This window comes from Lactiplantibacillus sp. C232, assembly GCF_023806725.1.
GTDB lineage: Bacteria > Bacillota > Bacilli > Lactobacillales > Lactobacillaceae > Lactiplantibacillus > Lactiplantibacillus plantarum.
This window is the reverse complement of the sequence record NZ_JAMSKZ010000018.1, coordinates 32,664-46,145: the sequence shown is the minus strand read 5'-3', so window position 1 is coordinate 46,145 and position 13,482 is coordinate 32,664. Positions and strand designations below refer to the sequence as shown.

Sequence of the window (13,482 nt, the reverse complement as noted above, 5' to 3'; positions counted from 1 at the left end):
AAGATTAGTTTTTGGAAAAACTTAGCCGAACGGATTACCATATTTTTGACAGTATTGGTAAAATCCTAAGCGGTATAGATCGATAGTTCGGGTTAGTTCTTCACTAGATTGAAAATGAATTAGTTGTAAAACGGCGGCAGTAAATGCCAGTGCCGCTGTGCCGTTAGCTGTGACTAGATTCTTGTCGCTAATGACTTGCTGTTCATGAAAGTCGGCTGAGTTTTGATAGTTAGGATAATTGTGCCACATCGCCAGTGAATTGCCGGTATGCTGATAACCAGTTAAAAAACCGTTTTGGGCTAAGTAATCTACCGCACCACAGATTGCGCCAACTGGTTTTGAGGCATTGAGGTGTTGCTGAACTAGTGAATATAATAATGAATTATTGATATTCCAAGAGTTACCACCAATTAGGATTAATAAGTCAATAGTTGGTAAACAATCCAGTTGATAGTCAACTTTAGTGGTGAAGCCACCAATTGTCGTAACCAATGGTGTTGTTGAAGTCGTTTTAACTTGCCAGTCAGTGCTTTGATTTAATTGACTAGCTAGATAAGAAGCTTCCCAATCTGCGTATTGATCTAGCATTAGAAATAATGCAGTTTTCATGTTGACCTCCAGAGGAAAATATATTTTCAGAACCGAATATGTTATCCTCAATTATAGGAACGTACGTTCTAAAAAGCAAGTGCATGATTAAATGTTGGAGGGCAGTAAATGAGCAAACAATCCGTAATTCTTGAGTTAATTAGAACACATATTTGCTATACACCACGGGTCTTTCAACGTATTAATAAGAAATTAGCCGTTAATTTAAGCGAAGTTGAAATTAGAGATTTAGTCAATCATATTCTGATACAACCAGATGAAATCAAAAGGTGTGGGAAAAATTATTATATCCGAAGTCGTAAAGCGCGGGTAGAACTAACAGTCAATGCTGGTAATTATCGCTTAATTACAGCCAGTAAATACACAGAAGTCGACGGCTTTTAATCAATAAGACAGCTAAAAGTAATAAAAATATTAGTGAATCCGTGTGGTGGTTGAGTATTTTGGCAATGAGAAATGGGTTTTACTTGGATGAAGCAGTGAAGTGCTTCTTACGGAATAAAGCGGAATACTTAAAAAGTTAATTAATGTTAGTTGAGAATAATTACAGGAGTGTAGCACACTTTAAAAGCAATAAATCCCCCCATCAGGCTAGTATGGAAATCTAGCTGATGGGGGAATTTATTGTGTGTATATATTTGGACGTGATTTAATTACGAGCCGTCACCGATTTGACGGATTAAACAGCTTATAAACCAGTATTAATTGATAACTAGTTTAAATTAAGCGTTGTGTCAAATGTCTTATAAGCGTTATCGTCGTCATAATCGTCAGTATCATAACTAGCATCCCATTTTAGGCGAATACTAGTGATGTCTTTAACGCTGGATAATTTTGATAAAACAAAGTATACGTTACCGTCAGAATCGGTACCACTGTTTAAATCACCGTCAAAATCATCGCTATCCATGTCGGCTTCGACTTGTTGACCGTCGTTCGTGCTGAGTTTGGCCTGGGTCGGATAGGCTGAAATATCTTGCCCAGCATGGATACTCATGTGAACTTTTACGACGCCGTTAAAATCTTTCTTGTCATTACCGCTACCGCTAGTATAAGTGCCGTCCGTTTTGTAGACCGTGACTTTATCGATTTTAAATGTGGATTTCGCCCAGCTACTGTCGGTAAATGAGGTACTGTAAGCTTTTTGATCGGCGATATCGATGTCGTCATCGCCAATCGTGATACTGTCAGAGTCTGAATCTGATTCTGAATCTGAGTCAGAGTCCGTGCTATCACTAGATTCTTCACTGTCGCTATCGCTGTAACTGTCGTCAGAGTTAGTTGTAGCTGACTTGGAAGTTGTCGTCAGAGCGGCGTCCATGGCAGTATCACGGGCCGTTATGTTAATGAGAGCGGCGTATCCCAATGTCAATAAGACTAGTAGGCACCAAGTCCACCATTTGTGTGTCCAAGGTTTTGGTTGGCTAGCTAAACGGTCGAAACGTTTTCCAGCTGGTTCAGAGCGTTGGCATAGGAAAACAATGATTAAAATGGGGCCGACAAGTGGAAGCAGATAGAACCATAAATAATGCGCTGACCGATTAGAGTCGTGGAGTCGCCGCGCACTGGCTGTGAATTGCATCACTGAAGTCCAAACCATGAGCGCTGAAAAAATCAATAACAGCACGGTTTGTAAAACATTAACGTGTAATGGGCTGAGGATAAAAGCTGGATAACTGTATGCTCTGATACCAAGTACGATGGTTAAAACTAGGGAAATTAGGACCAAATCTAAGTAAAGCCACCAATATTGAGGCCGCGTAATCCGTTGTGACCAAGTAAAGGTTTGACGCATTCCTAGCTTTAGTGCGGTCCACATATTGACATGTTCTGGTTGATTAGGTGTGTTGTGCTGCTCGGAAGTAATGGTGTTCTGATCTTCAGTGGAAGCGACTTTGTCCTGAGTTGCGCCACAAAAAGGGCAAAAGGTCGCGTTAGTAGGAATCGCTTTTCCACAGTTAATACAATACTTTGTTTCTGACATCGATGTTCCTCCTGGAGTACTTATACTAGGCGAAATGTTATGAATATAAGTAGAATTTTATTATATGGCCGAGCGAATGATTATGGCAGCCGAAAACAAGCATATCATAACTAGTTAAAAATATTAACAAAATATTAATACTAAATTCATATTTTGTTCAATAATAGACTTAAATAGTTATTTATTTGCTTTGTTGAAAGTGGCAATTATAAGCTTAAGTAAAAAGCCGTGAGCTAGAATTGATCCTCGGATTTTGAAATACTAGATATTGGTCATGGAAGGAAGAAACCATTTACGGCAATTGTCATTATAACCGACTTTGAGATAAGCGTGCATCTTGAGTGAGCGTGGTAGGACGCTATCAAAAGTGAGCTCTTTCTTAACACCATTGTCGCTGTATCCAGGCTGTGAGTAATGATAGTAGACATAGGGCTTGCCGGAATCATCTTTCCCGGTTTTACGTTCACCTTTAGTCGTGATTTGAGTATAGTATGTTTTTGTTCCGTAATTTGAGTGGTACCAGTTGAAACCGAGACCAACTGGTACTAATACGATAATAGTGATGATTAGTCCCAAAATCCCCGCTTTTTTCATTAATAATCCCTCCAAATGATTAATTGAAATCTGATATTAATCATAAGAGATATAAGAAACGGTGGATAGCAGTTTATGCAATGCTAAATGAAAAACAAGTAATTAAATATAATATTAATAATTTAATGGGATTCAAAGTCTGATTCTTGCATTTCATGATAAGTTGTCATCTTCTGATGAAGAAAATCCAAGTTAGCTTGTGTTGCTACCATTAGGTCATTAAGTTGTGCTTCTTGTTTTTGCAGTAATATCAAACGTTCAGGGATTGTTTGATTACCGATATAGCGCAATTGCGCGTAGCGTTGCATGTTTCGAATCGACATGCCCGTTTGTTTTAAACGCTTCAAAAAATTAACCCAGTCGATATCTTTAGACTGGTATTGACGATGATTACCGGCAGTTCGCGTGGGACGAAGCAGGCCGACTTCTTCATAATAGCGTAACGTATCGATTGTTAGGTCAGTTTGTCGTGAAAATTCACCAATTTGCATTAATTTGAAAACCTCCTGAAATAAAGCTTGATGTCGGGTACACCCGAGGTTGTAACCTAGAATCAATCAAATGAAGGAGCTGATTAAAATGGAAAATAAGCAACGGTTAATTAATGGAAAAGCCATGTTACAACGGGTGGATGCTGAAGCAGCTGATCATGTAATGGCTAGTTTGGATAGGGTGGCACCGGATGTGGCTAAGCTAATTCTTGAATTTGCATTTAATGATATTTATACACGTCCTGGTTTATCGTTGCAACAACGCGAACTTGTTACTATTACTAGTTTATTAACGCAAGGTGATACAGCAGACCAGTTACGTGTTCATCTCAACGGATGCCTCAACGTTGGGCTTAGTCGTACTGAAATTGTGGAAACTTGCATTCATTAGTATTCCTTACGTTGGTTTTCCGAAGGTATTGAATGCGTTGACGGTGGTTAAAGAGGTTTTTGCGAAAAAAGAAGACTTAAGTTAGTCTCTGTTTAATAAGCCGAGATTGAAATTGAACTGTAGGTCTCTTTAGTATATTTACTAATAGAAAGCGCTTCCTGAATGTCGGATAGAGCGTATAATAGTGTTATCGAGGGAACTGAATATAAATTTAGTGAAGACTGCTTTAAATTAACAGTTGAATTATCTTATGATCGGTAAGCAAGATGTTATTTAATCGAATGAGGTGAGGATATGAGTAATATCATTCAAACAGTTTTTGGGATACTACTAATCGCACTTGGCTGGTTTCAGATTAGAGCATCGCGGCGATATTTCCGACAGCTAAAGTTGCATGGGAACGCTGAAATGTCGGTTTTTGCGCCTTTAGCATTATGGAGTGCATTGGTATTTGGTGCCTTTTTAATTGTAGGTGGGATTGTACTTACACTGGGAATATATCACTGATTCTAATAAGTGGAGGTACGTAATCCGATTTCTAAGAGTAATAGAATGAGTTGAAAGATCCGGTTAATTTTTTTAAATTAACCGGATCTTTTTATTGAATCCTGATAAAAAAGTGACTAAATGCTAATCAGACGTCATTATTTGAATATGATTATATGATATTTGAAACAAAAGAATGGAAAAATGTGATTAATTTGTAAATCAACTTAAATAAAGCGTTTACAAAGACTGACTTCTTTGCTATCATTTAGTCATTCGAACGACACTCATTCGAATGACTAAATGATAAGGGATGTGATGCTATGTCGCCACTTAAAAACGGCAGTAATGAGGCAACAGCTAATCGGCGTGCATTGAGCCTGACTAGTATGTACTTTAATCGTTTTCTAGTATTCCGTTATGTAACCGCTATCTTTTTCTTTGTTAATCTTTATTGGGCGATTGTTTTATTCGGCTTTGGTTCCGGCATTGGCCTATTGCCAAGCATTTTGTTAATTGGAACAGCTGTAGTGATGGTAGAGCAAATTGGTAAGTTTTGGAAGCATACGAATCGGCTAACTTTTACACGGTGGTTTTACTGGGTGCAACTCTTTATAAATCTGAGTGTTGGATTGAGTTTAGTGTTTGGAAAACTAAAAGTGTTCTATCCATTTTTAAATGAAGCGAGTTTGCCCTGGGTACTTAGTGTTTTAGGCTTTGGTATTTTGGTAAGTGCTTTCCTTGAGTATCGGGTGTTCTTGATTGAGCATGATAAGGATCGCTATATTAAGCATATTCGTCAGTTTGCAGCAAGCATATAAAGGATTGGGATGTGAAATTCGATGGATGATACAAATAATAAAATGTTTCAGTTTTTAAATAATCACTTAATGGGCCCAATGGGAAAGCTGGCTCAATTCAGAATTGTACGGGCTGTTATGGCTGCCGGGATGGCAACAATTCCGTTTACAATTGTTGGATCAATGTTTCTGATTGTTAGTGTGTTACCGCAAAGCTTTCCAGCACTAGCCGGATTCTTTGCTGTTTCGTTTGACAAAATCACACCGTTATACATGTTAGCAAATACCGCTACGATGGGGATTTTATCACTTTATTTCTGTTTAGTTTTTGGTTATGAATATACAAAAATCCAGGCCCAAGAAGAAAAGATTGAAGTGAATCCACTGAATGGGGCTTTGATTTCAATGATGGCCTTTTTCATGTGTTTACCAGAATTAGTTTTCAAGGACGGTGCCATGACGCTTATCAATGTTTTCAATAAAAACGCTAAAATTATTGATGGCTGGGAAATGGGCGGTGGTGTTACTCGTTTAGGAACGACTGGTATTTTTACTGCGATTATTATGTCGATTATTGCGGTTAAAATTTATGCAACTTGTGTTAAACGTAACTGGACAATCAAGATGCCTGAAACGGTACCAGCAGGCGTAGCTCGCTCATTCACTGCATTGATTCCAACAGCTCTAATTGCGTTGACAGTAATTGTGATTAATGGATTATTAATTTTGATGGGAACTGATATTTATAAAATTGTTGCAATTCCATTCGGATTCGTGACGAATTTGACTAATACTTGGATTGGTTTACTGGTTGTTTACTTTATTATGCATGCACTCTGGTTGGTTGGCATTCATGGGGCCACTATTGTAACCTCATTTTTAACGCCAATTGTATTATCTAATATGGTTAGCAATGCTAAAGGTGCTAATATTCCGTTTGCGGGCGAGTTTAACAACTGTTTTGTGACAATCGGTGGTTCCGGTGCGACGCTTGGAATGGTAGTGTTTATCGCTTTCTTTGCCAAATCAGCTCAATTGGGCGCACTTGGTAAAGCTAGTATTGTACCTGCATTTTTCAATATTAATGAACCTATTTTATTCGGGATGCCTGTTGTTTATAATCCCTACACTGCAATTCCGTTCTTCTTAGCACCAATGTCATCAATGTCAGTTGCTTATTTTGCAATCAAGTTCCATATGGTCAATCCACCAATTGCTCAAGTAGCATGGCCGACACCGGTGGGCTTGTCTGGGTTCTTAGGTTCTGGCGGTGATTGGCGGGCAGCTGTTTTAGCAGTTGTCTGTGCTTTGATTGCTTTTGTTATTTGGTTCCCATTCATTAAGTTTTATGACAATAAACTTTTTGTACAAGAACAAAGTGGAACGGTGCAAGCCGATTAATGATTATGGCAAGTTATAAGTTTGATTCGCAATTTGGCTTTTAAGAGAGGAAAAATTATCATGAGTAAATTACCAAATGGATTCTTGTGGGGTGGTGCGGTCGCTGCTCATCAGTTTGAGGGTGGCTGGAACAAAGGCGGCAAGGGGTTAAGCATTGCTGACGTCATGACTGCGGGAAGTAATACACAAGCACGTGAGATTACAGATGGATTGGTCCCTGGAAAAAACTATCCAAATCACGAGGCGATTGATTTTTATGATCATTTTCATGAAGATGTGCAGTTGTTTGCAGATTTGGGCTTAAAGTGTTTTCGGACAAGCATTGCTTGGACACGGATTTTTCCGAACGGTGATGAAAATGAGCCGAATGAAGCAGGCTTAAAGTTTTATGATGATTTATTTGATGACTTGCTAGCACATGGTATTGAACCTGTAATTACGTTGTCCCATTTTGAAATGCCCTATCATTTAGTAAAAGAATATGGTGGCTGGCGTAACCGTGAGATGATTCGCTTTTTTGTTAAATTTGCACGGGTCGTACTCGAGCGATACCGTAACAAAGTCAAATATTGGATGACTTTTAATGAAATTAATAATCAGACGGGTTTAAATGAGTGGGGACTATTTACGAATTCTGGTATTAAGATTACTGCTGATGAAGATGCTGAAAAATTAATGTATCAGGCTGCACATTACGAGACGGTCGCTAGCGCATTAGTTGTTAAGATGGGCCATGAAATCAATCCAGAATTTAAAATTGGATGTATGATGGCGATGGGGCCAACCTATCCCGCAACTCCCGCACCACAGGATGTGATGAAAGCGGAACGTACCATGCAAGCTGGTTATTGGTTGGCAGATATTCAATGTAAAGGAAAGTATCCTAATTGGTTAAAACGGTACTTTGAACGCCACCATTTTGCTTTAGACATAACTGAGGCCGACTTGAATATTTTGGCTGTTGGAACGGTTGATTATATTGGCTTTTCCTACTATGCATCACATGTGACTAAAACAACGGATAATGAACCAGACGATTATATGACGCCTGGTCAAAATCCTGAAGTGAAAAACCCGGCCTTGGAACGTTCGGATTGGGGTTGGGAGATTGATCCGGTTGGCTTACGATACGCACTTAACTGGTTTAGTGATCGTTATGATTTACCATTGTTTATTGTAGAAAATGGGCTGGGCGCTTTTGACGAAAAGGACGCGGACGGTAAAATTCATGATGACTACCGCATTGATTACCTGAGAAAACATATTGAACAGATGGAGTTGGCTGTCGATGTTGATGGGGTTCAATTGATGGGGTATACGCCATGGGGCTTCATTGATTTGGTTTCCGCAGGGACTGGACAAATGGATAAGCGGTATGGGCTGATTTATGTGGATAAAAATGATGCAGGTGTTGGAACTTTGAAACATGAAAAGAAGTTATCGTTTGACTGGTTCAAGAAAGTGATAGCTACAAACGGTGCTGACCTCTCTTAATACGCTATAATAAACATATATGAACGTGCTCCGAAGATTTGGGGTGCGTTTTTCGGGTCATGAAAGAGGGGGATTTGAAATGGCACATCTGGATATAGGTCAGTTGGTTCAACGGATTTTAGCTGACATTCAGGTTGGTAAGTTGGCGGATGGACAACGTAAATTACCTGCCGAACCAGTCTTAATGGAAAGGTATCAAGTAACCCGTTATACATTGCGCCAAGCGTTAAAGCAGCTTAGCAACATGGGTTATACTTATCAAATGCATGGTATCGGAACATTCGTCCGACAGCAACAGACTAATAATTCAATAGCTTTACAACATGATGGTGGACTATCAGAAGCTGCTGCGCGTGCAGGATTGAAACTTGCAACTAAGAAGGCAGTGATGGCGATGACTACTGTTGCTGATGCTGAGTTCTTACCGGAAGCAGGTCATCTTAAAGATAATGAGGAATTAATTGATATTCGGCGTTTTCGAGAATTGGATGGTCAACCATATTTGATGGAACATTCGTACTATATAAAAGCAATCGTAGATACGATTCCTGAAGAAGCATTGTATGGTTCATTGTTCAATTATTTTGAACAACAACGAGACGTCAATATTGGCTTTATTGATCAATTACTGATGAGTGAGCCACTACCAGAAATTGCCGGGGAGTTTATGAATCTAGCAAATGGGGCACCCAGTCTAGTAGTTAAGGATGAAACATATTTAACTACCGGAAAGATGTTGGCATTTTCAAAGCAATATTATGATTATCGACGAGCACGGTTATTTATGGTTAAGAAGATTCGTTAGGTGTTGGGGTGATGGCCCTATTATTGAAGTTAGTAACTAATTACTTGGATAAAATAAATCGGTAAGCTTATAAGCCTACCGATTTTTTTAATATTATTTTATTCATCAATTTCCGGCGCCGACCCAAGCTCTGCCTGAATCATCCAGATTTTCTTCTCAATTGCGGTTTTGAGACCAATGAAAATATCTTGGGTACTGAAGTCTTTTTCAACATCGGATACTTCAATGCCGTGTTGGTAAAGGTCTTCCAAGTAACGATAGCCATCAACTAAGTGTGCGAGGCGTTCTGGGGTTGTTTTGTCCCATTCACCAGGCCAGTCTTGAATCTTAGTGTTTTCGGCCATTTCTTTTAAGGTCGAGTAAGGACTGCCATCAAGCGCAATCAGCCGTTCAGAAATGACATCGAGTTGGCTGTCAATTTCTTCCATGAACTCATCCATCAAGGGGTGCAACTTTAAAAAGTTGGGTCCACGCATGTACCAATGCGTCTGATGGATAATCATTGACATCTGGCTCAAATCGGCAACGAGTTGATTTAATACTGCTTTGGTTTTCGTATATTTCATTAGATTGGTCTCCTTTCGATATGGTTATTATAACTTAGTGGTAGCTTAATCTGAAACGTTATACACTGGCAAATTAAGTTATTTATAGCCCGTAGAATTAAGTCGTTTTGAAAAGATGGGGGCGTTATATGGTGGTAATTAGTGCTAACAAAAACGACCACCGTATGGGTGGCCGTTTGGGTATCTTAATCAGTGTCGAATTAGACTTATTCCCGTTTCTTGAACTTAGCTGCCAGTCCTAGCCAACCTAATCCAGTAAATAAAGCGGCCAAGATACCACCCAGTGTTGCGCCGTGTTCAGATTGTTCACTGGTTTGCGGTAATTGACCCGAATTGTGCGTAGCAACTGTTGCTGGTGCTTGCTGTTTTCCTGGTTGAGCCAGGGCACTGACTGGTGCAATCGGTGTTGGCTGTGGACTAGTCGTTGGCGACGATTGTGAAGTCGTAGTGCCTTGTGACACGGGTGCTTTTGCCAGCGATGAACTCCCTGGCTGTGGTGCCGGGTTTGGCTGCGGCACCGGGCTCGGTTGTGGTGCCGTGTTTGGTTGTGGTGCCGGGCTCGGTTGAGGTGTAGGGCTCGGTTGCGGCGTTGGTTCAGGCTGAGGTGCTGGTGTCGGCTGTGGTTCGGGCACAGGTTCTGGTTCCTGACCCGGCGTCGGTTGTTCAGGCCCACTCGGCTCCGGCGTGTAAGTGTAAACGACGTGCTGGGCGGTGGTGCCAAAGGTCCCGATCGTTGGACCGACAACTTTGTTGAAGACGTAGCCTGGAATTGACAACTGTTCAGTTTGATAATTTTGACCAAAGTCACCACTTAAAACAATATCCGCGTGAAGTGGCTTTCCATCCGTATCTTGATAACTAACGGTGACGGGCAGTACTGCTTGTTTTTCATAGACGTAAAGGACATGCTGCGGTTCCTTGGTAAAGCTACCGGTCGCGTTAGTTGGTGTCTTGATGAGTTGATAGCCTGGAATCTCTAGCGCTTTAGTCTCATACGCTGCGCCGATTTCACCAGTGTGGGTGATATCAGGTTGTAAGGTTTTACCATCTTCGTCTTGATAACTGGCAGTCACCGGCTGTGGAATCTGCTTGGTATAGATGTAGGTGACTTGTTGCGGTTCCTTGGTAAAGGTACCAGTTGCGTTGCCGATAGTCTTAACTAAGTCGTAGTCTGGAATCTCTAGCGCCTTAGTCTCATACGCTGCGCCAATTTCACCAGTGTGGGTGATATCAGGTTGTAAGGCTTTGCCATCTTCGTCTTGATAGCTGGCAGTCACCGGCTGTGGGACTTGTTTTGTATAAATGTAGATAACGTGCTGCGGTTCAGCTGTAAACGTGCCGGCCGCGTTGTCAGGTGTTTTTGTGAGATCGTAGCCCGCGATTTCGAGCGGCTTGGTCGTGTATGGATCACCAGCCAAACCGTTGCAAGTCGTGTCTGGCTGCAGGGTCTTTCCTTGTTCATCCTGATAGCTGACCGTCACAGGGGCTCCAGCTGTTTTATCATAAACGTAAGTGACCGCTTGCGGTTCCGCACTGAAAGTACCTTGTGGGGCGCCTTGGGTCTCGACGTGGGTGTAGTTCGTAATATCAGCCGGGGTGCTTTGATAATCTTCACCAACGAGGCCGGTCAATTCTTCCGAATCGCGCAGAGCGGCACCGTTACGATCGATATGGTGAATGGTTACTGGGGCCGCTTTGGCTGCTAATACATAGGGCTGAAAGACATGGAACACCGGTGAACTGCCATCTGAGCCTTGAGCAACCAAATAAAAGTTTTTATCATTTGGGACAACGTTGATGCTGACGCCGTTAGTGACGAACTGACCGTTGGCATCACCAGTGAAGCCTGGAATCTGTGGTACTAACTGATTGAATGTCAACCCACCTTGACCGTCGGGTACCACGTTACTCAGGTCACCATTCACGGCTTTTCCCGCGCCGTTGAAGTAGAACCGGTAGTAGAATTGGCCGTTAGGAGTTAGTTGAACTGGTTTCAAAATGGCGGCTTGCGATTTAAGGACAGCTTGCTGCCCGTTTGGTAAATAGAAGCGGTTCTTTAAGGTTGCACTGGTCGTGTCTTGATCGACATAAACGAGTGGTTCTAGAATTGTCTGCCCAAGATAAGTAGTTGTCTTGAGGTTCGGTAAGTCTTTGAAGACTGACAAATCAGCAATATGGTTGTAAGCGACGTCCAATTCTTGTAGGTTTGTCAAATGCGCAATCGGCGATAAATCACTGACACGGTTATGCTGAATATTCAGCACAGTTAATTTGGTCAGACCAGCCAATGGTGAAATATCAGTCACGTCGCCGTTATAATAGCCGCCAAGTGCGTTGAGACCGTTATTGAGCCAAATGGTTTTCAGGTTCGTCGCATATTGCAGCCCTTCCAAGGAGTATGGTGTGTGACCATCAATATAAGTGTTTTCTCCATAGAATTGGGTTAATAATTGCATATCATCTTTAGTAATATCGTTAACAGATTTAAACTGATGGTCGGGGAGCTTCAACGCTTGTAACTCGCGTAAAACGGCTTCTTGAAGGTGCTTGTTCGGCATCCAAGTATCAATAGATTCAATTGGCGTCGTCGCTGCGGTCGGCACGACTGTACCAACACTAGTCGCGGGCTTTTCAGCTGTCGTTGCCGCTGAAGCAGCTTCTGCGTTAGCTTGTTCGGCATATTCGGAATAGGTACTGGAAGCTAAGCTATTAATAACACTGGTAATTTGAAAAGTAGTCGCTGCCGAAGTCGCGGTGCTAGCGGGAACAGTCGCATGCGAAGTGTCAGGTGTTGCGGCGCTTTCGACACTAGCAGCACTAGCGTCGGCGGAATACGTGCTGGCAGCGATACTATTGACGGCGCTGGTTATCACGCTAGCCGAGGCGGCGCTTGCCGCACTAGCTGCCATCTTAGCACCACTAGTGGGCGCAGACGAGCTGCTCGAAATAGCACTCGTCATTGGATGAATAACCTCTGAACCGTCAGATATCTGGCTTGTACTTGTAGTGCTTGCTGCGGCTGATTTTTCTGAGCTAGTCTCACTGGAAGTCGAAAGCGGCACTGACTCGGCAGCACTATCAGTTGTCGTCACACTAGTAGGAGCCGTGCTGTTAGCTGCCGTACTATTAGTGACGCCTGGCGCAGCGGCACTTGCCGTCTTGGCGGTTGTCATACTGGCGACTGAAGTTGGTATGGGTATACTTGCAGAGCTAGCAGGGGTCGTTGAATGAGTTACACCAGAACCGTCAGTTTGCTGATTTGTACTCATAGTTTTGTTAGGTGTACTACTTTCAGCACTAGTTGGACTGGAACTAGCATTAGGCGTTGCTGTTGTGTCTGTTGGATACTTAGTGGTCGTAGAGCTGGCCATGGCTGCCGAAGTTGGGGTCAGGTTATTGGTGCTTGCTGCCTCGGTCACACTTGAACTAGGTTCGGCGGCGTGACCACTTGTCGCTGAAGAGCTGGCCATTGCTGACATCAATGAGCCACTAGCAGCCGTTGATTTCGCGGGCAGTGCTGCGGTACTGGTTGCTGCAGGGCTACTGGTTGTAGTGCTGCCAGTTGCGCTACTACCAGTTGTCGATGTTAAGGTAACTTGACTGCCGGATAGCGGGTTAGTCGGCGCTGTTTGCTGAACAGTCGGCGCGGTGGTAGTGGTTGTTATTGGCGAATCAGTGGCCGCAAAGGCGTCTTGATTGGTCAAAATAATGCCAGCCAAAATTGTGGCCGCAATCCCAGTAATTAAGTGCCACTTTGGTGGGTTATTAGTGATAATTTTTCGCTTGTTCAAAATAATCATACTCCTTTTGATGATTGATTTAGTCATAAGCACACTAAATTAGTTAAAGTGTAGCACCATT

General features: G+C 42.1%; 11 protein-coding genes and 1 pseudogene. 6 read left to right on the top strand and 6 right to left on the bottom strand.

The window, feature by feature from the left end:
• Window positions 1-21 precede the first annotated feature (21 nt).
• Window positions 22-609 (bottom strand): type 1 glutamine amidotransferase family protein, encoded by a 588-nt coding sequence (locus MZO41_RS14185; RefSeq protein ID WP_013355948.1) that lies wholly within the window; start codon window positions 607-609, stop codon window positions 22-24.
• Window positions 610-717: 108 nt separating this feature from the next.
• Between MZO41_RS14185 and MZO41_RS14180 the strand changes: the two genes are divergently transcribed.
• A complete protein-coding gene (locus MZO41_RS14180) occupies window positions 718-993 on the top strand; it encodes a DUF3781 domain-containing protein (RefSeq protein WP_013355947.1) in 276 nt (91 codons plus the stop codon).
• Window positions 994-1,321: 328 nt separating this feature from the next.
• Here MZO41_RS14180 and MZO41_RS14175 read toward each other — a convergent pair whose 3' ends face one another.
• The 3 genes from MZO41_RS14175 to MZO41_RS14165 form a co-directional block, all read right to left on the bottom strand.
• Window positions 1,322-2,593: a DUF805 domain-containing protein gene (locus tag MZO41_RS14175; protein WP_013355946.1), complete on the bottom strand. Its 1,272-nt coding sequence runs from the start codon at window positions 2,591-2,593 to the stop codon at window positions 1,322-1,324.
• A gap of 261 nt (window positions 2,594-2,854) precedes the next feature.
• A complete protein-coding gene (locus tag MZO41_RS14170) occupies window positions 2,855-3,187 on the bottom strand; it encodes a YxeA family protein (RefSeq protein WP_058906767.1) in 333 nt (110 codons plus the stop codon).
• Window positions 3,188-3,309: 122 nt separating this feature from the next.
• A complete protein-coding gene (locus tag MZO41_RS14165; protein WP_003643419.1) occupies window positions 3,310-3,678 on the bottom strand; it encodes a MerR family transcriptional regulator in 369 nt (122 codons plus the stop codon).
• Window positions 3,679-3,766: 88 nt separating this feature from the next.
• Between MZO41_RS14165 and MZO41_RS14160 the strand changes: the two are divergent.
• From MZO41_RS14160 to MZO41_RS14140, 5 genes and pseudogenes are all read left to right on the top strand, one after another.
• Window positions 3,767-4,154: pseudogene (locus MZO41_RS14160) on the top strand (carboxymuconolactone decarboxylase family protein).
• A gap of 724 nt (window positions 4,155-4,878) precedes the next feature.
• Window positions 4,879-5,376 (top strand): hypothetical protein, encoded by a 498-nt coding sequence (locus MZO41_RS14155; protein WP_003643417.1) that lies wholly within the window; start codon window positions 4,879-4,881, stop codon window positions 5,374-5,376.
• Between the two features lie 21 nt (window positions 5,377-5,397).
• Window positions 5,398-6,756, top strand: a complete 1,359-nt coding sequence (gene celB, locus MZO41_RS14150) for a PTS cellobiose transporter subunit IIC (protein WP_003643416.1) — start codon at window positions 5,398-5,400, stop codon at window positions 6,754-6,756.
• Window positions 6,757-6,816: 60 nt separating this feature from the next.
• Window positions 6,817-8,250 carry a 6-phospho-beta-glucosidase gene (locus MZO41_RS14145; RefSeq protein WP_058906769.1) on the top strand — a complete coding sequence of 478 codons (1,434 nt, stop codon included), beginning with the start codon at window positions 6,817-6,819 and terminating at the stop codon, window positions 8,248-8,250.
• A gap of 79 nt (window positions 8,251-8,329) precedes the next feature.
• On the top strand, window positions 8,330-9,055 hold the full coding sequence (locus tag MZO41_RS14140; protein WP_003643414.1) for a GntR family transcriptional regulator: 726 nt from the start codon (window positions 8,330-8,332) through the stop codon (window positions 9,053-9,055).
• Window positions 9,056-9,153: 98 nt separating this feature from the next.
• On the opposite strand, the gene MZO41_RS14135 is transcribed toward MZO41_RS14140, so the two are convergent.
• On the bottom strand, window positions 9,154-9,621 hold the full coding sequence (locus MZO41_RS14135; protein WP_003587210.1) for a Dps family protein: 468 nt from the start codon (window positions 9,619-9,621) through the stop codon (window positions 9,154-9,156).
• Window positions 9,622-9,827: 206 nt separating this feature from the next.
• Window positions 9,828-13,412: a MucBP domain-containing protein gene (locus tag MZO41_RS14130; RefSeq protein ID WP_003643413.1), complete on the bottom strand. Its 3,585-nt coding sequence runs from the start codon at window positions 13,410-13,412 to the stop codon at window positions 9,828-9,830.
• Window positions 13,413-13,482 lie beyond the last annotated feature (70 nt).

Excerpts from the sequence above, each read along its gene's own strand:
- MZO41_RS14185 (WP_013355948.1), bottom strand. The coding sequence starts at position 609 with ATGAAAACTGCATTATTTCTAATGCTAGATCAATACGCAGATTGGGAA.
- MZO41_RS14180 (WP_013355947.1), top strand. The coding sequence starts at position 718 with ATGAGCAAACAATCCGTAATTCTTGAGTTAATTAGAACACATATTTGC.
- MZO41_RS14175 (WP_013355946.1), bottom strand. The coding sequence starts at position 2,593 with ATGTCAGAAACAAAGTATTGTATTAACTGTGGAAAAGCGATTCCTACT.
- MZO41_RS14170 (WP_058906767.1), bottom strand. The coding sequence starts at position 3,187 with ATGAAAAAAGCGGGGATTTTGGGACTAATCATCACTATTATCGTATTA.
- MZO41_RS14165 (WP_003643419.1), bottom strand. The coding sequence starts at position 3,678 with ATGCAAATTGGTGAATTTTCACGACAAACTGACCTAACAATCGATACG.
- MZO41_RS14155 (WP_003643417.1), top strand. The coding sequence starts at position 4,879 with ATGTCGCCACTTAAAAACGGCAGTAATGAGGCAACAGCTAATCGGCGT.
- celB (WP_003643416.1), top strand. The coding sequence starts at position 5,398 with ATGGATGATACAAATAATAAAATGTTTCAGTTTTTAAATAATCACTTA.
- MZO41_RS14145 (WP_058906769.1), top strand. The coding sequence starts at position 6,817 with ATGAGTAAATTACCAAATGGATTCTTGTGGGGTGGTGCGGTCGCTGCT.
- MZO41_RS14140 (WP_003643414.1), top strand. The coding sequence starts at position 8,330 with ATGGCACATCTGGATATAGGTCAGTTGGTTCAACGGATTTTAGCTGAC.
- MZO41_RS14135 (WP_003587210.1), bottom strand. The coding sequence starts at position 9,621 with ATGAAATATACGAAAACCAAAGCAGTATTAAATCAACTCGTTGCCGAT.